General features: G+C 42.1%; 18 protein-coding genes. 5 read left to right on the forward strand and 13 right to left on the reverse strand.

What is annotated here, in order from left to right; all coding sequences use genetic code 11:
• Positions 1-216: 216 nt before the first annotated feature.
• From O3602_RS01745 to yycF, 4 genes are all read right to left on the reverse strand, one after another.
• A complete protein-coding gene (locus O3602_RS01745) occupies positions 217-603 on the reverse strand; it encodes a YbaN family protein (RefSeq protein ID WP_070449711.1) in 387 nt (128 codons plus the stop codon).
• Positions 604-722: 119 nt separating this feature from the next.
• Positions 723-1,532: an MBL fold metallo-hydrolase gene (locus tag O3602_RS01750; protein WP_023918725.1), complete on the reverse strand. Its 810-nt coding sequence runs from the start codon at positions 1,530-1,532 to the stop codon at positions 723-725.
• 7 nt (positions 1,533-1,539) lie between these two features.
• On the reverse strand, positions 1,540-2,892 hold the full coding sequence (gene vicK, locus O3602_RS01755; RefSeq protein ID WP_031573918.1) for a cell wall metabolism sensor histidine kinase VicK: 1,353 nt from the start codon (positions 2,890-2,892) through the stop codon (positions 1,540-1,542).
• Positions 2,885-3,586 (reverse strand): response regulator YycF, encoded by a 702-nt coding sequence (gene yycF / locus O3602_RS01760; RefSeq protein ID WP_371611033.1) that lies wholly within the window; start codon positions 3,584-3,586, stop codon positions 2,885-2,887. Before yycF ends, vicK begins: the two co-directional genes overlap by 8 nt.
• A gap of 501 nt (positions 3,587-4,087) precedes the next feature.
• Here yycF and O3602_RS01765 point away from each other — a divergent pair.
• Positions 4,088-5,137, forward strand: a complete 1,050-nt coding sequence (locus tag O3602_RS01765) for a DUF389 domain-containing protein (RefSeq protein ID WP_371611034.1) — start codon at positions 4,088-4,090, stop codon at positions 5,135-5,137.
• Between the two features lie 211 nt (positions 5,138-5,348).
• Here the strand turns inward: O3602_RS01765 and thrS are convergent, their stop codons facing one another.
• The 4 genes from thrS to ccpA form a co-directional block, all read right to left on the reverse strand.
• Positions 5,349-7,292 (reverse strand): threonine--tRNA ligase, encoded by a 1,944-nt coding sequence (gene thrS, locus O3602_RS01770; protein ID WP_003005013.1) that lies wholly within the window; start codon positions 7,290-7,292, stop codon positions 5,349-5,351.
• A gap of 353 nt (positions 7,293-7,645) precedes the next feature.
• Positions 7,646-8,968 carry a glycosyltransferase family 4 protein gene (locus O3602_RS01775; protein WP_125826745.1) on the reverse strand — a complete coding sequence of 441 codons (1,323 nt, stop codon included), beginning with the start codon at positions 8,966-8,968 and terminating at the stop codon, positions 7,646-7,648.
• 1 nt (position 8,969) lies between these two features.
• Positions 8,970-9,968, reverse strand: a complete 999-nt coding sequence (locus tag O3602_RS01780) for a glycosyltransferase family 4 protein (protein ID WP_371611035.1) — start codon at positions 9,966-9,968, stop codon at positions 8,970-8,972.
• Between the two features lie 141 nt (positions 9,969-10,109).
• Positions 10,110-11,114, reverse strand: coding sequence for a catabolite control protein A (ccpA, locus tag O3602_RS01785; protein ID WP_371611036.1), 1,005 nt, complete (start codon positions 11,112-11,114; stop codon positions 10,110-10,112).
• A gap of 160 nt (positions 11,115-11,274) precedes the next feature.
• On the opposite strand from ccpA, the gene O3602_RS01790 reads away from it, so the two are divergent.
• Both O3602_RS01790 and O3602_RS01795 read left to right on the forward strand, forming a co-directional pair.
• Positions 11,275-12,357 (forward strand): Xaa-Pro peptidase family protein, encoded by a 1,083-nt coding sequence (locus O3602_RS01790; RefSeq protein ID WP_003013129.1) that lies wholly within the window; start codon positions 11,275-11,277, stop codon positions 12,355-12,357.
• Positions 12,358-12,378: 21 nt separating this feature from the next.
• Positions 12,379-12,717, forward strand: coding sequence for a hypothetical protein (locus tag O3602_RS01795; RefSeq protein ID WP_003013296.1), 339 nt, complete (start codon positions 12,379-12,381; stop codon positions 12,715-12,717).
• 126 nt (positions 12,718-12,843) lie between these two features.
• Here O3602_RS01795 and O3602_RS01800 read toward each other — a convergent pair whose 3' ends face one another.
• From O3602_RS01800 to O3602_RS01815, 4 genes are all read right to left on the reverse strand, one after another.
• On the reverse strand, positions 12,844-13,287 hold the full coding sequence (locus O3602_RS01800) for an Rrf2 family transcriptional regulator (protein WP_003013054.1): 444 nt from the start codon (positions 13,285-13,287) through the stop codon (positions 12,844-12,846).
• 111 nt (positions 13,288-13,398) lie between these two features.
• Positions 13,399-14,241, reverse strand: coding sequence for a metallophosphoesterase (locus O3602_RS01805; RefSeq protein WP_003013207.1), 843 nt, complete (start codon positions 14,239-14,241; stop codon positions 13,399-13,401).
• A gap of 443 nt (positions 14,242-14,684) precedes the next feature.
• Positions 14,685-17,408: an FtsX-like permease family protein gene (locus tag O3602_RS01810; protein ID WP_371611037.1), complete on the reverse strand. Its 2,724-nt coding sequence runs from the start codon at positions 17,406-17,408 to the stop codon at positions 14,685-14,687.
• A gap of 13 nt (positions 17,409-17,421) precedes the next feature.
• The gene (locus tag O3602_RS01815) at positions 17,422-18,123 is read right to left on the reverse strand and encodes an ABC transporter ATP-binding protein (protein WP_003013217.1); all 702 of its coding nucleotides are present in this window, start codon (positions 18,121-18,123) and stop codon (positions 17,422-17,424) included.
• Positions 18,124-18,291: 168 nt separating this feature from the next.
• Between O3602_RS01815 and O3602_RS01820 the strand changes: the two genes are divergently transcribed.
• Both O3602_RS01820 and O3602_RS01825 read left to right on the forward strand, forming a co-directional pair.
• The gene (locus O3602_RS01820) at positions 18,292-19,638 is read left to right on the forward strand and encodes an Nramp family divalent metal transporter (protein WP_003013089.1); all 1,347 of its coding nucleotides are present in this window, start codon (positions 18,292-18,294) and stop codon (positions 19,636-19,638) included.
• Between the two features lie 340 nt (positions 19,639-19,978).
• Positions 19,979-20,521: a TetR/AcrR family transcriptional regulator gene (locus O3602_RS01825; RefSeq protein WP_003013462.1), complete on the forward strand. Its 543-nt coding sequence runs from the start codon at positions 19,979-19,981 to the stop codon at positions 20,519-20,521.
• A 128-nt stretch (positions 20,522-20,649) separates the two neighbouring features.
• Here the strand turns inward: O3602_RS01825 and tehB are convergent, their stop codons facing one another.
• Positions 20,650-21,510 (reverse strand): SAM-dependent methyltransferase TehB, encoded by an 861-nt coding sequence (gene tehB, locus O3602_RS01830; RefSeq protein ID WP_155126781.1) that lies wholly within the window; start codon positions 21,508-21,510, stop codon positions 20,650-20,652.
• Positions 21,511-21,530: the final 20 nt, after the last annotated feature.

Genomic DNA, 21,530 nt, shown 5'->3' on the forward strand with positions numbered 1-21,530 from the left:
TAAAAGATGGATCAACTCTTAAATATACTTTAATCATATTTAAGAGTTGATCCTTTTATAGAAAACTAAAAATCCTAAAGTAGATCGCTTATTAAAATTTCTTGAAGCGTAGTCAACGCACCAAAACCCTTGATACACAAGGGTTTTTGCTTTTATACAAAAAAAGAAGCACGAACGCACTTCTTTTCCTAGTTCTAGGGCCTGATTTCTCCATTTTTAATCAGGATCTTCGTCTGTTGGATTTTCAGGCTTATTAGGGATCACTTTTAAGAGATAAAAGGTGATAAAAATCGTCAAAGCCCCTAAAGCAAGCTTCACCCAAATAATCGGGGCCAGATAGATCGAAATGCCCATCAGGATGTAGATCTGAAGAAGGATCCATTTTTTCCGTTCTTTGGCAATCGATTTGGTCTCTCGATAATCCGATACATAGGTTTGATAAAGCTTGGTTTGGTAGAGCCAAGTTTCAAAGCGTTTGGAACTTTTAGCAAAGCAAGCCATAGACAACAGTAAAAAGGGAGTCGTCGGTAAAATCGGTAATGGAATCCCAATAATTCCTAATCCCAAAGACATAAAACCAATCGTAAGATAAACAAGGCGCATTTACTTCTCCTTCACACAATACAAATTTCGAACCTTTTCAGTAAACAAAAAAATAAAAAACCTACATCTATGTTTAAAAAAGGAAGCAACTAACAAGATGACAGTTGCTTTTCTCTATTTTATATCTTCGTCAAAGGGGTCGCGGTATCTGGCGAGGTATCTAACACCTCAAAATCATGGCCGACAGCTAGATCTGCTCGAGCCAGTTGATTCTCCATGGTCATATGGGCCAATTCTTTGATATTGTTCTCTTTTGACAAATGCCCAAGATAAATCTTCTTGGTGCGATTTCCCAAGGTTCGGATCATGGCATCTGCACCATCTTCGTTAGAAAGGTGGCCTAAATCAGACAAGATCCGCTGCTTCAAGCGCCAAGCATAAGAACCTGCTCGAAGGATCTCTACATCATGGTTGGACTCAATCAAATAGCCATCCGCATCCGCGACGATGCCTGCCAAGCGATCACTCACATAGCCCGTATCCGTCAGCATGACGAAGCTCTTTCCATCCTTCATAAAGCGATAGAATTGAGGGGCAGCAGCATCGTGACTGACCCCAAAACTTTCAATATCGATATCGCCAAATGTCTTGGTCTTCCCCATTTCAAAAATGTGCTTTTGAGCATCATCGACCTTTCCTAGATACTTGGTGCCTTCCATAGCCTTCCAAGTTGCTTCATTAGCATACAGATCCATGCCGTATTTCCGCGCTAAAACACCCACACCATGGATATGGTCTGAGTGTTCGTGCGTAATCAAAATGGCATCTAAGTCTTCTGGTTTGCGATCAATTTCAGCCAATAGTCCCGTAATCTTTTTCCCTGATAGGCCTGCATCAATGAGTAGTTTTTTCTTTGGTGTCTCAAGGTAGAAAGAATTTCCACTAGAACCTGAAGCTAAAATACTGTACTTAAATCCCTCTTCTGTCATTGACTCCTTATTCTTCCTCTTCTGTATCCCAGTCGTCTTTAATAGCATCTTTGTCGTACGGCAAGACAATGGTAAAGGTAGACCCCTTGCCATATTCACTCTTGGCCCAAATAAAGCCTTTGTGTTGCTTAACGATCTCCTTAGCAATGGCTAAGCCCAGACCAGTTCCACCTTGGGCCCGGCTACGTGCCTTATCCACTCGGTAAAAGCGATCAAAAATGCGTGGCAAGTCTTTCTTTGGAATCCCCAAGCCCTCATCTGAAATGGAAATAATCAACTGGGCATCCGTCGTTTTCATCCCTACCTTGATTTTTCCACCATCAGGTGAGTACTTGATGGCATTGTTCAAGATATTGTCGATCACCTGGGTCATTTTATCCGTATCAATTTCAACCCAGATCGGGGTGATCGGGTATTCCCGGATCAGTTCATACTTCTTGGTATCTTCTTGCGATTGACTCTTGATCTTATCAAACCGGTTCAAAATAAAGGTGATAAAGGCCGTAAAGTTGGTCAACTCGATGTCCAACTGACTGGTTTCATTATCGATTCGTGACAAGCTCAATAGATCTGTGACCATGCGCATCATGCGGTTGGTTTCATTGAGCGAAACCTTGACAAAATCTGGTGCTACCGGCTCTGACAAAGCGCCATCGTCCAGGGCTTCTAGATAGGATTTCACACTGGTCAAAGGTGTCCGTAATTCATGACTCACATTGGAGACAAAGAGGCGACGTTCCCGCTCTTCCTTGTCCTGCTCCGTCGTATCGTGCAAGACAGCTACCAGACCAGAGATAAAACCTGACTCGCGACGAATCAAGGCAAAGCGCACACGAAGACTTAAGTATTCCCCATTTTCATCCTGGGAATCGATGGTCAACTCTGGTACTTCTGTAATCAAGCTGCGCAGATCATAGTCGTCTCCTAGCGAAAGCAAATCCAGAATACTGGTATTGAGCACCTCATCTGGATTTACATTCAATTGCTTGGCGGCCATTTCATTGACCATGATGATCTGACCACGTCTATTGGTCGCAAGCACCCCATCTGTCATGTAAGAAAGGATACTGGTCAAACGCTTGGTTTCTTGTTCCAAGTTTTCATGCGTCAGGCGAATAACCTCCGACAGATCATTGATACTATTGGTCATATCTGTCAGCTCTGGACTCCCTTGCATGTCGACCACTTCAGAATAGTCCCCTGCAATCAGATCCTTAATTTTGGCGTTTAATTGTCTGAGCTTGATATTGTCTCTACGGTTTTCTAACAAAAGCAAGGCTACCACAATGATAAACCCAACCGTAATCAGAACAAAGACAAAGTTCGACGACATTACAAATTGTTTTAGTTGATCAATCATTGTTTCTCATATAATATCCAACACCACGACGGGTCAAGATATATTCTGGACGTCCCGGTGTGTCCTCGATTTTTTCACGCAACCGACGAACCGTCACGTCTACTGTCCGAACATCACCAAAGTAATCATAGCCCCACACCGTCTCAAGAAGGTGCTCACGGGTCATCACTTGACCGACATGGGTCGCAAGGTGATAGAGCAATTCAAATTCGCGATGGGTCAAGTCCAATTCTTTGTTGCCTTTTTGAACCAAGAAAGCATCTGGAAGAATGTGAAGATCACCAATGACAATTTCCGTATCGGCATCATTTTCAAGCTGAGGATCAGCCGCAAACTCAGAACGACGCAACAAGGCTTTCACACGCGCTTGTAATTCCCGATTAGAGAAAGGTTTGGTCACATAGTCATCCGCCCCGATTTCAAGCCCGATGACCTTATCAAATTCCGTATCCTTAGCAGATAGGACAATGATGGGCACATTGCTGGTCTTACGAATCGTCCGCGCCACTTCCAAGCCATCAATCTCTGGCAACATCAAATCTAGAATAATAACATCTGGGTTTTCAGCTGAAAAGACTTCTAAAGCTTCCCGCCCATCAAAGGCCGTTAAAACTTCATATCCCTCTTTTGCCATGTTAAATTTGATAATATCTGAAATTGGTTTTTCATCATCAACTACTAATATTCTTTTCATCTTACATACCTGTTTCTAATGCAACTTTTCCTTATCAATCTCTATCTTCTTATTATATCAAACTTATGAAGAAATGTGGAGTCTCAATTGCTGGACTTTCCAGGAAGAAAAAGCAAAAAGACTGAGATCGTTACATCTCAATCTTTTTATTTTTTCATTATTTCTCAACACGTGATTTGTTGGAGATATCAGCTAGGATTGCTGCTACATACTCATCATGTTTAAACATTAAAACGGTATCTACTTTCAGAGGAGATATCGTTTTTCTTCTTCGGATAAGGATACAAAAATTTCTGCCTTCACTATCTTTTAAATTGATTGAGTTCTTCAGAGAAAGACTGTAAACTTTTTGATATAATATCTAGGATGGACTGATGGATATTTAAAAAATTATGTTCAAAAGAATGACAGGTGAGAATTAAAAATATGTAAGATTGGACAGAGGTCTCTCTACCATCGTCTATGCAGAAACAAGATTATATGAAATAAAAGGAGTAACCAATGACCGGAAACTATTCAACACGTGAATACCGTGAAAAATTATATGATGATCTTCATGTTCGATTAAGAGATACTGCAATTTTAATGTGTGCGATTTTTATTGCCTCTATAGGTCTAAATATGAATTCAACAGCTGTTATTATTGGAGCCATGCTGATTTCCCCTCTTATGACACCGATTGTTGGACTGGGATTCGGTTTAGCTATTTTTGATACGCGTTTAATCAAGCAATCTCTAGAGGTTTTATTTACTCAAATATTGGTCAGTTTGCTTGTCTCGACTCTGTATTTCTGGATTTCTCCCTTATCTTATGCAAGTAGCGAGTTGATTGCACGAACCTCTCCAACAATTTGGGATGTTCTCATTGCTATTGCTGGTGGGATAGCAGGTGTAATTGGTTCAAGGAAAAAAGAAGCAAACAATATCGTGCCTGGCGTAGCCATTGCAACAGCTCTGATGCCACCTATCTGTACTGCAGGCTATGGTTTAGCTAATGGAAATGTGCGATTTTTATTCGGGGCTCTCTATCTTTTCTTGATTAACTGTGTCTTTATCATGCTAACCAATATTGTTGGAACAAGAATTTTAATGAGAAAATCTCCTTTAAGTTCATTTAAAGAGCTAAACATTAAAATGAAAATTGGGTTGATCTCCTTGATTGTATTATTGGTCCTTCCAGCCAGCTATTCAGCAGTCACTCTGACGATGGATCAAGCGCGAAAAGAAGGGATCAAACAGTTTGTAGGCAAAGAGTTCTCTAATCATACGATCATTAATCAAGTCTACAAGTCAAGTAGCAATGAATTAGTCTTGACAGTTGTTGGAGATCCGATTTCAGAAGAAGAATTAGAAACAATTCGCCAAAAGCAAGCCTCTTACGGTATTCAATCTGTTCAATTGAAAGTCAATCAAGTCCATAATTCGACAAAATTAGATAGTGAGATGACCAAGGAATTTTATGAAACCATTAACAAGTATATCGATCAAAAACTCTCTGAAAAAGATTCTCAAAAAGATCTCGTAAAAGAAAATGAAGCAGACAAGGATTGAGGATATTGACCTTATCTAACTCGAGGAAGCAAATCTTGGGAGGATATCCTATATCCAAAAGTTAGTGGATAGAAAGAATTGTTGATGAGGATACTATTTGTGGTGGTTTGACAGATCACTACTAGCTCAGCTTAATCAAAATGTAAAAAAGCAACAACTATTTCAGTTGTTGCTTTTTAGGTGGCTGAGATTTTGTTCTAGGTTAAATGGTTTATTTCTCAACACGGGATTTATTTGCAATATCTGCAAGAATCAATTCTACAAATGCATCCACTGACATGGTTTCTGTTTCTTTTTGACCATAACGACGTACGTTTACAGCCTTGTCTTCCATTTCCTTGTCACCAACAATCAATTGGTAAGGAATTTTTTGAGTTTGTGAAGCACGGATCTTGAACTGCATTTTTTCATTGCGTTCATCCACATCTGCACGAACACCACGGTCACGAAGTTTCTTAGCCACTTCCCAAGCATAGTCCACGTGTTTTTCGTTCGATACTGGGATAAGGGTTACTTGGTGAGGAGCAAGCCAGGTTGGGAAAGCTCCCTTGTAGTTTTCAATCAAGATCGCAGTAAAGCGTTCCATCGTTGAGATAACCCCACGGTGGATCATAACTGGACGGTGTTCTTCTCCATCTGCTCCAATGTAATGAAGATCAAAGCGTTCTGGAAGCAAGAAGTCCAATTGGATGGTAGAAAGGGTTTCTTCTTTACCAAGAGCTGTTTTCACTTGGATATCCAATTTTGGTCCGTAGAAGGCTGCTTCCCCTTCTGCTTCATAGTACTCAACACCCATATCATCAACGGCTGCTTTCAACATGCGTTGAGCATTTTCCCACATTTCATCGTTGTCAAAGTATTTGTGTTTGTCTTCAGGATCACGGTAAGACAAGCGGAAACGGTAATCTGTCAAGTTAAAGTCTTCATACACATCGATGATCAATTGAAGGATCTTCTTGAATTCTTCCTCGATTTGTTCTGGAGCTACAAAGGTATGACCATCATTCAGAGACATTTCACGCACACGTTGAAGACCAGTCAAAGCACCAGATTTTTCATAACGGTGCATCATACCGATTTCAGCGATACGGATTGGCAATTCACGGTAAGAGTGCACATGGTGTTTGTAGACTTCAATGTGGTGAGGGCAGTTCATTGGACGAAGAACAAACTCTTCTCCATCCCCCATATCCATTGGTGGGAACATGTCTTCGCGGTAGTGATCCCAGTGACCTGAAGTTTTATAAAGTTCTACAGAAGCAATTGGTGGAGTGTAGACGTGTTGGTAGCCTGCTGCTACTTCTTTATCAACGATGTAGCGTTCCAACTCACGACGGATGGTCGCACCATTTGGCAACCAGAATGGAAGACCTTGACCAACTTCTTGAGAAATCATGAAGAGATCCAATTCTTTACCAAGCTTACGGTGGTCACGTTCTTTAGCTTCTTCACGCATTTGGAGATAGTTCTTCAAGTCTTTCTTGTCAAACCAAGCAGTACCATAGATCCGTTGCATCATCGCGTTGTCGCTATTTCCACGCCAGTAAGCACCTGCTACATTGAGAAGGTGGAAGATTTGGATGCGACCAGTTGATGGGACGTGTGGCCCACGGCAAAGGTCAACGTATTCACCTTGACGATAGATGGTCAAACCACCTTCGTCATCTGAGTGTTCTTCAATCAATTCCAATTTGTATGGATCATTTTTGAAGATTTCACGCGCTTGGTCTTTAGTCACTTCTTCACGGATTGATGGGAAGTTTTCCTTCACGATTTTCTTCATTTCTTCTTCGATACGAGGAAGGTCTTCGTTAGAGATTTGACCCGCTTGGTTATCTGTATCGTAGTAGAAACCATCTTCGATCGCTGGACCAACACCCAAGTGAATATCTGGGAAGAGGCGACGAGCTGCTTGGGCAAACAAGTGTGCCGCTGAGTGACGCAAGATTGGAAGAGCATCTTCGTGATCAGGTGTCACGATTTCAATGCTTCCATCTTCAGTAATGGCACGAGTTGTGTCAATCAATTTGCCGTTGAATTTACCAGCAAGGGCTTTTTTAGCCAAAGAATTGCTGATAGATTGAGCAATTTCAAAAGTAGTAACGCCAGATTCGAATTCACGAACAGCGCCATCTGGGAAAGTAATCTTAATCATGATTTTCTCCTTATAAAGTTTTTAGTAGCTAAATGGGTGGGAGGTGTCTTTGAACATTGGAATCGTCACTCCTTTTGATTTCCTCATTAAAAAATCAAAAAAGCGACCTCCTCGAAAGGACGTCGCAACGTGGTTCCACCTTCATTTATGTTCCTCAAAAAAGAGGGACACCTCTGATTGGCTCTAACGTAGCCACCGTTTTATGTTTGCATAAAAGAATCACGAGTAGTCCCAAACCTATCCTCTACGCGATTTCCAGCCCCACGCGCTCTCTATCAGATTTCCTAGATTTGATATGTCTCTGTCAGTTATTATAGCACGATTGAAAAATTTTGCAAGAAAAAGTTTCATTTTCAATCAAAGAAATGTGTGATTTTACGGATTTTCTTCACTTGTTTGACCGAAGCCTTCATCATTTTCACAGATCCATTGACCGGAAGAGCAATCACCTTGGTCGGTATTTTCACAATGGTCTTAGACATCCGCTTGACCCGACTTTGTTCAGGATTCAAATCATTTGAGAAGTCTTTAGAGATGATTTTATCCAGGTAAAATTCGTAGACCCGACGACCAAAGGTTGCTGCAGAAATATCATCGATCTTTTCCGCCCACTTGGTTTCATCAATTGCAGGCATCTCGTCAATCGCTTCAAGAATTGCTTGGGCCAGATCGCTCTCCTCATAAAAGAGCTTTCCAAACATAGGGTCATCAATCACATGTTCGAGATAAGGATTGCCATGAGCAATAATCGGGGTACCACTAGCAATACTCTCTAAATAGGTCAAACCTTGCGTCTCACTCGTTGAAGCTGAAATAAAGAAGTCAGCCGCCTTATAGTAGAGAGCTGTTTCATTGGGTGGGATCATCCCTGTAAAGACAACCGCATCTGAAATCCCCAGTTTCGCTGCCTGTTTTTTCAAATCATCCAAATAAGGACCATCTCCAGCGACAATCAACTTAACTTTTTGATTGACCTTTAAGACGTCTGGAAGGGCCGCAATAACAGCCTGAATATTCTTTTCATAAGAAACCCGCGAAAGGCTCAATAGAAGCGTTTCATCTTCTGCTACTTCATATTTTTCACGAAGAGCTGCTGTCTCTGTCGGAGTAATTTCCGGTCGGTCAAACTTGGCCAAATCAATCCCTGTCGGAATAATGCGTTTTTCTGCCTTAACCTTGTACTTTTGGAGCAAGTCATAGACGATCTCGCTTGGACAGATCACTCCGTCCAAATCATTCATATAGCTTCTCACAATGTATTTGACCATACTTGGGCGAATGACCATGCCTCTCGCAATATAGCGGACATAATCCTCATACTGGGTATGGTAGGTATGAATGACAGGAATCCTCAACTCACGTCCAATCCATACTCCTAAAAGTCCCAGTGAAAACTCAGTCTGGGTATGGATAATATCCAGCTGGTATTGCTTGGCAATGGCAAGCGCCTTTGAGAAGCCACGATAAGCGACCCGACGGTCCTTAAAGGCGAAGAAAGGCACACTTGGAATTCGAATAATCTGCCAATCTTCATAGCGGTTGACATCTTTATCCGTTGTCGTAAAGATAAAGACCGTGTGACCCAATTTTTCTAATTCTGTTTTGAGCGTCCGAATACTGGTCGCCACTCCCGAAACTTGCGGGAAATAGGTATCTGTAAATAACCCTACACGCATCTTACATCTCCAAAACTGTTTGATAGGCTTCGACCAATTGATAAGCCACTAAGTCGATCGAACGACTTTCAGCGACCTTGTAGCCCGCCTCTCGCTTGTCTACTTGTCCGTTCAAGACCTTATTCAAGGAATCCACAAATTCGTCTACATTGTGGCACAATTCAGATGACGTCTCGTCGATCCAGCCATTGTATACTGGAATATCCCTCAAGACCGTGTGCTGATGACTGGCCAAGGCTTCCAAAACAACGATACCTTCTGTTTCTTCATAAGAAGGGAAAAAGAAAGCATCTGAACCCGTCATGGCCCCTTGGAAGACCGCTCCCTTGAAGTAGCCAGGGAATTCCACATTACTAGGATGATCCTTTTCCACGATACGACGAATCTTACGCGGAATGATCCATTTGTTGATAGAACCTAGCCAAATAAAGCGCACATCCGGCATGCGACGGGCTACTTCTACAAAGTCTTCGATCCCTTTACGTTTAAAATAAAGCCCGGCACAGATAACAACCTTTTGGCCTTCTTGGATATTAAAATGCTTGCGAAAGACTTCTTCTCTTTTCGGATCCTTCTCATATTTTTCCAAATCAATCCCATTGGAGACCGCAATAATCGGTGTGGTCACCCCATAAGACTGAATCAGGTGTTTGGAATACTCAGATGGTGTGATCACATAGTCTGCCTTTTGGTACATGTGAGCCAAATACTTCCCAAACAAGGGCGCAAAAAAGTTAGACCCGATAAAGGAATTTTCAAAATCCTCACGGGTTGAATGGCCATGCATGATGACTTTCTTTCCACGACGCTTTGCTGCATGGAGCAAAAGGAAACTCCGTGGGCCATAGGTATTGATATGCACCACATCATAATCTCCTAAAATATCTGTCGTATACGGAATACCAGCCAAATCAAGTGCATGCATTTGATGCTGCAAGGCTCGACCAATTCCTGATTTTTGTAAGACGGATTTTCCTTCTAAATACAGTAAAACTTTCATACCTTCTATTATACCGAAATAAAGAGTGCCCAGCAAGTCTCTACCTGTTTGCAGTATAAAAAAGAGGCTAGAACAGTTCTGTTCTAACCTCTCAGACTAGTAGACACGTCTTCCCAAATCGAGACTCTAGTCTACTAATCCTTAATTTTTGGTCGTTCCACGTTGGTTGATCGTATGAGACAACAGTACTTCGCGTTCTTCCAACTCTTCTTTGTGCATGATCTTGGTCAACATGCGCATACTGATCGCACCAAGGTCATACAAAGGTTGGCCAATCGTTGATAGATTTGGACGCGTGTAACGAGTTACTTGTGAATCATCGCTGGTGATAATTTCAAAGTCTTCTGGTACTTTGATCCCTTTATCAGACAAGCCGTTCAAGAGACCTGCAGCCAATTCATCACCTGTTACAAAAGCAGCTGTTGCTTTTGACGCAATGATGCGTTCTGCCAAGTTATAACCTTCATCATAACGGTACTTGGATTCAAACACAAGTCCTTCGCTATAGCTCAATTTTTTCGCTTTCAAAGCTTCTTTGTAGCCTGTCAAACGAATTTTTCCATTGATATCATCCACCAATGGGCCGCTTACAAAAGCAATTTTCTTGTTGTGTTTTGCCAACTGTGTAACAGCATCAACGGTTGCTTGCTTGTAGTCAATATTGACACTTGGTAATTGGTGTTCAACATCCACTGTCCCAGCAAGGACAACTGGCGTACGAGAGCGTGAAAATTCTGAGCGAATCTTTTCAGTCAAGTGATAACCCATGAAAATGATCCCATCCACTTGTTTTGAAAAGAGGTTGTTTACCACTGAAACTTCTTTGTCATCGTCTTCATCGCTATTTGCAAGAACAATATTGTACTTGTACATTTCAGCAATGTCATCGATCCCCTTAGCCAATGTAGAGAAATAACTATTCGTGATGTTTGGAATAACAACACCGACTGTTGTGGTTTTCTTGCTGGCAAGACCACGCGCAACAGCATTTGGACGGTAATCCAAGCGTTCGATCACTTCTAATACTTTTTTACGTGTATTTTCTTTAACGTTCTTATTTCCATTCACTACACGACTAACGGTTGCCATTGAAACCCCTGCTTCACGGGCGACATCATAAATCGTTACTGTATCGTCTGTATTCATAAGATTTCCTTTCATTATTGAAAATTTCGTTTTCACTCTCTAATTAATCCTATTTTATCATGGATTGTAAACACTTTCAAGTATTTTGGTAAAATTTTGTAAACTCTTGCTTTTTTGGGGAAAATTTGACAAAATAGATCCATAGAAAGAAGGTAGCATTATGTCTAAATTAGATCAAATCGTCGATTTTCTTGAAACTGAAAAAACAGATGTCGCTGTTGTATCCGATCCAGTCACGATCAATTACCTGACTGGATTTTACAGTGATCCCCACGAACGTCAACTCTTCTTGTTCGTTTACACAGACCACGAACCACTTCTCTTCGTTCCTGCACTTGAAGTGGAACGGGCGACTGCAGTTGTCGATTTCCAAGTGGTTGGCTATGTGGATTCTGAAAACCCATGGGAAAAGATTAAAGAGGCTATCGCAAAACCTGATGCCAAAACCGTTGCACTTGAATATGATAACTTGATCCTTACCAAATACAATGGCTTGCGTACTGTCTTTGAAAAAGCAACATTTACCAACTTGACACCACGGATTAACCGGATGCGCTTGATCAAATCTGCTGATGAGGTCCAAAAAATGTTGGTGGCTGGTCAATATGCAGATAAGGCTGTCAATATGGGATTCGACGCCATCTCACTGGATAAAACAGAAACTGATATCGTAGCAGAAATCGACTTTGGTATCAAACGATTGGGTTATGAAATGAGCTTTGAAACCATGGTCTTGACTGGAAATAATGCAGCTAACCCACACGGAATTCCAGGAAGCAACAAAGTCGAAAATGATGCTCTCTTGCTCTTTGACCTTGGCTGTATGGTCAATGGTTATGCGTCAGATATGACTCGTACTGTTGCAGTTGGGAAACCAGATGATTTCAAAAAAGAAATCTACCACTTGACTTTAGAAGCTCAACAAGCAGCCATTGACATGATCAAACCAGGTGTAACAGCTCACGACGTCGATCGTGCTGCACGGAGCGTCATCGAAAAAGCTGGCTATGGTGAATACTTCAACCACCGCCTCGGACACGGGATCGGAATGGATGTGCATGAATTCCCTTCTATTATGGAAGGAAATGACATGGTTATCGAAGAAGGAATGTGCTTCTCAGTCGAACCAGGAATCTATATCCCAGGTAAAGTCGGTGTCCGTATCGAAGACTGTGGCTATGTGACAAAAAATGGCTTTGGACTCTTTACAGAAACTAGCAAAGATTTGCTATATTTTGATTAAGATAGAAAAGGAGATTGTTTTATGATTGTTTGGCGTGGTAAAGGCTTGCTCGTTGTACTTGCTTTATTTATTGGAGGAGCTGTCTCCAACCTTGCTATTTATGTCCTTCATTTTAATGTCGCTAATCGAGTTCATGGCTTTCTGATGGGGATCATGTTCAGCCTATTTACAGCAGCCACAAATTATTTATTAACAAAAAAATTTGTTTCAGATGAAGTTCGTTATCTTATTGATGAAGAGACAGGGCAACGAATCGCTTACCGTGATTCTTCTTCTTTCATGTTTATTCCCAATCGCTATTGGACCTGGATCTTCTTAGGTTTATCCCTCATTCCATTATTAGTGTCCTTCATCAATTAATAAAAAAATTTCAGTATCTAAGGTACTGAAATTTTTTATTTTAACGTATCTATCAATGAATCAGCAAGTTCCTATCGGTAACTTTCTCTCTTGCTTACCAGAGATTGATAGCTTCTGTTTATTGGACTAAGAGGCTACTTCCATCTTCATTTTAGCTTCTTTCACTACTTGCTCTAGACTTATTTGTGCCATTTCTTTTTCCATGGCCAGCTGAATCTCTTCCAGCTTCCCATCTAGAACGCCATGGATGCTATTTCCAATTGGACAAGCAGGATTTGGATGTTCATGGAAGCCAAATAATTGACCTGTCGAACCTAAGCATTCTACCGCTTGATAGATATCCAGCAGGCTGATCTCATCGGCTGCTTTTGCGAGCTCAGCTCCGCCTGTCCCACGCGCCACATGGATTAATCCGGCTTTCTTCAACTGAGACAAGGTCTTTCGAATAATAACAGGGTTCACGCCGACACTTCCTGCCAAAAAATCACTGGTTACTTTTGTTTTTTCTCCTTGTAGAGCAATCATGATCAAGACATGAGTCCCAATGGTAAAGCGACTCGAAATTTGCATAACTTCACTCCTTTCTACCCGTTTTGAAGGTAGAGTCTATTGAACAACCGTCAAGAGACGACTTTCGTTATTCCTATTATACTCTTTTTAGTTGTAATGTCAACAGTTACACTATTGAAAGAAGTCCTCTAGCCAAGCATCGATTTCTCGATCATGACCTTCTCTCTGCTCAATTTCATGAAGGAGCTCATGATTGTGGGTATGATGAATGCCATTGACCAAACTTTCATAATACACTTGGTAATAAGGAAGATGGAGGTCTTTTGCAAGTTGCAGTTCTTTTTGGACATCATAGTCCACCCGTCTAAAATCTACATCTTTTAACCCCATTTGATCAAATTCAAGAATAGCATACATGGCCCGAAGGTCCTTGCGAAGATTCTTTTCTAAAAAGAAAGGTTGACCGATCGAGCCAGGATTGATAATCAGTTCTCCTCCTGTCCCATAGCGGAAAAACTGCTGGTGAATGTGTCCGTAGACTGCAATATCACAAGACGGGTTTGTCACCAAACGATCAAAATCCTTCTGCTCACCAATATGGATCAATTCGCGACCCCAATTCTTATCAGGTAAGTGGTGGGTAATGCCGATCTTTAAACCTGCGATTTCTCTATGGACTTGCATGGGCATTTTCTGCATGTCTTCAATTTCCTGGGGCGTGATTTCTTCCAGAATATATTGACACTGGCGCATGAGGTAGCGATGACTGGATCTAGTCTCATCCAACATCCCCCTCATAGCCCGCCAAAGACTATCTTCCCAGTTTCCAAGGACTTTGACCGTAATAGGTAACTCCTCTAACAGCTTCAAGAGGGCCCGTCTCCCTGTTCCTGGCATCAAACTATCTCCTAAGAGCCAATATTCATCCATCTTGGCTTTTCGACTATCCTCTAGGACAGCTTCCAATGCTGTCGTATTTCCATGAATATCTGAAAGTAAAGCAATTTTCGTCATGATCTTCTCCTTCTCTCCATTATAACAAAGAGAAGAAAAACTTCCACCCTAAGGTGAAAGTTTTATGAACATTCATTGCTACTAGAAATGAAAAAAAGCTAGAGGGCCTGTCGCTATCAGCTACAGGCTTTGTATCTTAGTGAATTGCGCCAGGATGAGAGAGGATAGATACTATCCTCCCGAAGAGTTAGTAATTCGTGTAGGCAAGCCACCATAGTGCTTGCCGTTACACGAATTGAACACGCCCTAAATGCTGGGTGAAAAACGCAAACTGTAATAGTACTAACTTCAAAGGCACAGTAGCTGATTGGATTTTTCTCTCGCTTTAAGAGCTCGGAAAAATCCTAATCAGCCATGTGGGGGCAGGACAACGAAGCATTCTATACAACAGTGCTTCTGTCCTGCTCCCTATTTTCCTTTGAGTTGCTTAACGTCTTTGCATCTTAGTCTACTGATTTGAGGGCTTCGAGCATGTCTACTTTTCGGAGATAATGGTCAACATAAATTCCTAACAGGATCAAGAGAAGGAGCATTCCTCCGACAGGAAAGAGAAAAACGCCAAGTCCCACTTTAGGGTAAAAGAGAATGGCATCTGGTGCTATCATGGCAATGAGGAATTGATGAAGATAATAGCCACCTCCTAATCCTATGATGATCCCTATGATAGACAATAAGATGGTTTCGCGGTAAATATAGAGCGTCACTTCCTTATTATGGAATCCTAAGACCTTAATGGTCGATAATTCCCGGATCCGCTCTGCCACATTGATATTGGTTAAATTATACAAGATCACGATGGCTAGCAAGATCGATACGACTACTAGAATCATCATAGTGGTGTCCAAGGATTTGGCAACTGAATTAAAGAGGGAAATCATCGAAGCATTCTGACTAACTGCCTTCACAGCTGCAAGATTCATCATATCCTGACTGATAGCCTGCACTTGTCGTGTAGAAGGATTTTTCAACTGCAGCAAATAGCTATTTGCTGAAGTCCGCTTTCCGTAGATTTTTTGGTAACTTGCCTGATCCATATAGACAAAATGGCCGACATAATTTTCAGTGATTCCCTCCACCTTAAAAGTGTGACCATCTAAGGTTAGTCGATCGCCAACTGTAACCCTGGCAAGTTGTGCTAGCTTACTACTGATGATAACCCCTTTCTTGAGAGACAAGGGCTCTCCTTGCTTGAGAGAACGCAGGATGACAAAGGGAGAAAAATCTGCACGATCCGTAACCATCATCGTAATGGTCTGCTTGTCGCGTCCACCCTTTAAAGATGCTTCGATGACCTTACTATAGATGGCTCGATAATCTTTGATATCTGATTTTTCCAGACGATTGGTTAGTTGCTTGCTTTCTTGGCTTGATGCATTCGTTTTTTTGACTACAATCAACTCATAGGATAGGATCTCTTGAAATTGGCGTTTAGAAACCCCTCCTACAGAAGATTGAATCCCTAGCCCTGCAAAGAGGAGAGCAACAGAACCTGCCACTCCAAAAATGGTCATCAGCATCCGTTGTTTGTAACGAAAGAGATTACGAGCAGTGACCTTATGGGTGAAACTCAGACGCTTCCAAATAAAATGGAGACGCTCTATGAAAATCTTCGAACCGGATACCGGTGGTTTAGGCAGTAATAAAAGATTGGCTTCTTCTTTTAATTCCTTGCGAGAAACCCAGTAAGCCGGAAGCACACTCGCGATGAAAGACAGTCCGAGCGCAATCAGAGTCATATCCCCATAAAAATACTCTCTGCTCTCTCCAATCACCATCCCTTGCGTGATAATGTTGGAAATGATCCCCGATAGGAAATAATGGCCCAGCAAGGTTCCTGGAAGGGTACCGATCGTCCCTGCAAAGAATCCATAGAGGACAAATTTGAGAATGATGTCCCTGGTACGATAGCCCAGCGCCTTAAAAATACCTGCATTGGTTCGCTCTTCATCGACAAAGCGGGTCATCGTGGTAAAGGTCACCATGGCGGCTACTAGATAAAGAACAACCGGAAAAATATTTCCGACAGCGGAAATACTGCTACTGGCATTGCTATACATCAGGTAACCTTGTCCACCTGGCATAGTCTTGCGGTCATAGATATGATAAGTTGGAATCTCCAGCTGATCTCGCTCCCTTTGCGCTTTTTTTAGCTCCTCCTCTTTTTTTGCAAGCTCCGTTTCACCTGTAGCCCAGTCTTTCTTTTTCTGATCCAGTTGTTCTTTGGCTTGATGGATCTTTTCTTGACTGGCTGCTTGCTCTTTAGCTGGCAGAAATGGAGCTATTTTCTTGAACTGGGCCTCCTGCAAATCTAATTGCTTTTGAGCCTGATCGATCTGACTCTTGGCTGACTGGAGTGTTTCCTTGGCACGACTGAGTTCTTTCTGGCCTTTTTGAATCTGCCCATCAGCCTCCTGCTTGAGTCTTTGATAGCGGGCCTTTCCATTGTCTTTCAGAAGTTTTTCTAACTCTTCTTGATGAGCTTCGAGCCGTTTTTGGTAGACTTGCGAAAAAGAATCTAAAGACCTCAGATCATCAAACTGGATCCGCGCCATCGCGGGAAGTTTGGTGGTGAAGACTTCTTTTGAAACCAGAGCATAGGCATCCAGATTCCCACTGCCACTCATGGCAGTGCCTAAATTCTTTTGAGACCACATCTCAGAGGATTGTACAAAGCCAACAACGGTAAATTGCTTTCGCTTTAAACTAGAGCGCGTTCCAGCCTTTTCTTCAAGTGTGAGGCTATCCCCTATCTGATAGCGATCCTCCCAAAAACTTGCTAGGGCCAGTTCCCCTTCTTTTTGTGGTAGGCGCCCCTTAGTCACACGAAAAGAAGAAAGGCTCTTTGGGGCAGAAAAAAGTCGAATTGCCTCTCCCGTTCCTTTCACTGTCAAATCCAGCAGGGAACCAAATTCGACACGCGCCCCTTTGAGTCCTAAAAGCTCCTCTTGATCTGCCTGGTCTAATCCCAAGTCCCCCATGACAGCAAGATCTAGCATCTTTTGTTGCTGAATAAACTGGTTAGCCGTTCGGTGCATATTTGGAGTGGTCACCTTTAAGCCAACTAAGGCCAAGCTTCCCAATAACATCAAGGTTAAGATGGAGAGAAAACGTCCTTTTGAATGTGCAAAGGAAGCAAATAGATCCTTCCAATAGACTTTTCGTTTCATGCTACCACCTCTTCTAATACTCCAGTGTAGCAATATCTTGAGGAAATTCATTGATTTCTACCGACTTGACCTTGGCATCATGCATGCGAATCACACGGTCTGCAATCGGAGCTAGGGCACCATTATGGGTTACGATGATGACCGTCGCTCCCTTTTTTCGAGACATATCCTGTAAAATCCCCAATACTTGCTTACCCGTCTGGTAATCCAAGGCTCCCGTCGGCTCATCACAAAGGAGGATTTTTGGATTTTTCGCCACTGCGCGAGCGATCGCCACCCGTTGTTGCTCGCCGCCTGACAATTGAGCAGGAAAATTATTAAGACGTTTGCCAAGTCCTACTTCTCTTAAAACAGCTTCCGGATCTAGAGCATCAGAGACAATTTCTGACGCCAACTCAACATTCTCCTTAGCTGTCAAATTAGGGACCAAATTATAGAATTGAAAGACAAAGCCAACGTCATCTCGTCGATAACTGGTTCGTTGATGAGCATTGAGCTTTGCAATATCCACCCCATCAATCAGAATCTGACCCTCGTCATTGGTGTCCATCCCTCCTAAGATATTGAGAACCGTTGATTTTCCAGCACCTGATGCTCCCAAAATAATGACCAACTCGCCTTTTTCAATTTCAAAGGAAACATCCTGGTTAGCGAAAATCTCAGTCTCCCCACTCGTATAGCGCTTGTAACAATGCTGCATTTCGATATAGGCCATTTCTTCTCCTCCCTCCTACTTCCTAACTCTATTATAGTCCTTTTCTGATAGATTACAAAGAAATCGAGGTAGCAGAAAACAAGGTTATCCTAAATTATCATGAACTATTATAAATTTTATGCTATAATTAGAGACAAATTTGATTTATTCTTAGAAAGAAGGCTCATCGTGAGTTTACAACAGTTTGAAAGGAAATCACTTCAAGAAATCAACCAATCTATTGACGTGCCAAAAGGGATCCCTTTTTGGAAGACACTCCTGCTCTTTTCAGGACCAGGAAGTCTAGTAGCTGTCGGCTATATGGATCCGGGAAACTGGATTACTAGTGTCGTCGGAGGGGCCCAATACCGCTACCTCCTCTTATCAGTGGTTCTTCTCTCGTCTTTAATCGCCATGCAGTTGCAACAAATGGCTGGTAAACTAGGGATTGTCCATCGTAAGGATCTGGCCCAAACAACCGCCCATCATTTGCCAAAATGGCTTCGCTATACCCTTTGGATTGTGATCGAGCTTGCCTTGATGGCGACAGATTTGGCTGAAGTCATCGGATCAGGGATTGCCCTCCACCTTCTTTTTGGCTGGCCCTTGCTCTTTTCTATCCTGATCACCATCTTTGATGTCTTCCTATTACTAGGACTCATGCATCTAGGATTTCGAAAGATCGAGGCCATCGTTTCAACCTTGATCCTCACGATCCTTGCAATTTTTGGCTATCTGGTTTTCCTATCGAAACCAGATATCGGAGGAATCTTCGCTGGCTTCCTCCCTCAAAAAGAGGTGCTGGGAATTGGACTTCCAAAAGGAAATGAAGCCTTAACCTTGGCGCTTGGGATCATCGGTGCAACCGTAATGCCTCACAACCTCTATCTCCACTCTTCCATTTCGCAAACACGAAAAGTCGATTACAAGGATCCAGCAGATATCAAACGGGCAGTGCGCTTTATGACCTGGGATTCAAATATTGAATTGAGTTTGGCTTTCGTCGTCAACTCCCTCCTCTTGATTCTTGGAGCAGCCCTCTTCTTTGGTCACGGAGATAAGATCGGTGCTTTCTCTAGCATGTACAACGCCCTCAAGGATAACCATATTGCTGGTGCTATCGCCAGTCCCTTCTTGTCCACCCTCTTTGCCATCGCTTTGTTAGCCAGTGGTCAAAATTCAACCATTACCGGGACCCTAACCGGTCAAATCGTTATGGAAGGTTTCTTGAGATTCCGCCTGCCACAATGGGTCGTTCGTCTCATGACTCGGATCATTGCCCTTCTTCCTGTCATCATCGTTGCGATCTTATTTGGAGATCAGGAACATGTCCTCGATGACCTTCTGGTTTATTCTCAAGTCTTCCTATCAGCTGCTCTTCCTTTCTCTATCTTCCCTCTGGTTTATTTCACCTCCAACAAGGAAATCATGGGAGAGCATGTCAATGCGAAATGGAATACGTTCTTAGGCTATCTCGTTGCAATTGTCTTAACCATCTTAAATTTTAATTTGATCGTGACAACTTTTATCAAATAAAGAAACCAGCACTTCAACGGTGCTGGTTTTTGTTCATTACACAAGCTTCTCCATCTTGTTTCTTCATTTCCTAAAAATTTCCTGACCATTTTTTTAGGAGGGAATTATTTTAAATCACTAATTGTTGTGAGGTTTTCACAAAATCTTGTCAGTGCCCGTCATTCATAAACTTGTAAAATTTTTGTACATTTTTCATTATTTGTACAAAAATGAGAAATATTGTCTAATTTATTTTTTTGGAGTATAATGCTATTTGTTGTGGCGTTAAATTATTTAAGAAATAAATTATTTTAACGTCAAATAAATAGAAATCGATTGATACAACTACAGAAGGGGACATATGGCACGCCAAAGACACACGACAACCAAGTCAGACTTACGAAATGCGCTCTCAAAACTGCTCTTGCAACAACCGTTTGATAGCATCACTATTCGACAATTAACTGAAAGCGCTGGGATAAACCGAGGGACCTTCTACTTGCACTATGTCGATAAATACGACATGTTTGAGCAAATGAAAATGGACATGATGCAAGAATTAGATAGCCTCTTCGTTGAAGGAAGCCCTGTCAAGGTGAACTTTCTCAATGTCTTGACAGCTATTAAAGAGAATTATGATTTTATTTATGCATTGTCACAATCCTGTTGCTCGGACTTCCGTAAATTAGTAAGAAGTTTTACTCTCCATGCACTAGACGATACTCCCCATGCAAAGGAACATATCATTTCAGACTTTCAAGTTCCATACAAGTATGGTCTAGAGATTTTCATAGCTACGATTGAATCTGTGATTGTGACCTGGTTAGAATCCGGTGCGAAAGAAGAGCCAATCGAAATCGGGACGATCATTCTCAGCGTCTGTGACTTTGCTAGCTGGAACTAAATTCCCCAACCTTCTCCTACCTTTATGGAGAAGGTTTTTCTTTTTGGCAAATGAACAACATTCAGATCACCTTGTTCAACTTGTTTGTAGAAAGCAAAAAATCAGGATGCTAGGATCCTGCTTTTTCTCTATTTTCTCTTTGCCAACATGGTTGCAAATCGAAGTTGAATCCGATGGCCATTCTCATCTCGACGATGGAGATGGCCAGGATTTTCATTGTATTTGACCAATTCCCAATCCTTGTAATACTCCGCCAATTCTCCTTCTTTAAAGGTGAACGAGAAAGGCATCTGGCAAGGATAATCTTCTGTATCCATGGCACAGACAATGAGATGGTAGCCACCTGGATTGGTATGCTCTTGCATATTGCGGATAATCGCTGGAATCCGATCAGCGTCTAAAAACATGAGGACCACAGTCGATACGATGAAATCATAGTTTTGGGTGAGTGCAGCAGCATTGATATCATAGAGACCCACAGGCATCTCTAGATCTTCCTCAGCGACAATACTTTGTAAGATCTCAAGAGCCAGTTCATTTTGATCGACGGCCGTCACGTCAAAGCCATGTTGGGCCAAAAAGAGGGCGTTGCGTCCTTGCCCGCATCCTAGATCCAATGCCTTTCCAGCGGGGACAATTCCCACTGCTTCTAGCACTTCTGAATGGACAGGATTGGTGTTGTATTTTTTGGGGAAATAGTCTTTTGGCTCACAGTAAAATTCCAGGTACCACTCCACATCGTCAGTCGCCGCTTCGACACGATGCCAGGCCTGGGGCTCGGCCATGGGGGTCTCTGCTCCTGCTTCAAAGAGGTGGCTCGCGATTTCTTCCCCCTCTTCGGTCAATTCAATAAATCGTAACTGACCCTTTAAAACTGTAATCTTTCCCCAGGTTCCTACCTTAGTATTGTGCTTTCTTTGAAGAGCTTCTGGCATGGTATCCTTGGTCCAGATAGGCATGCGCTTGTAAGCAATCAATTTTTGTGTCATGCTGCTTCTCCTTTTTCTTT

Origin of the sequence: Streptococcus sp. 27098_8_186 (genome assembly GCF_041432055.1) — a bacterium.
In the GTDB taxonomy this organism is placed as follows: Bacteria; Bacillota; Bacilli; order Lactobacillales; family Streptococcaceae; genus Streptococcus; species Streptococcus dentalis.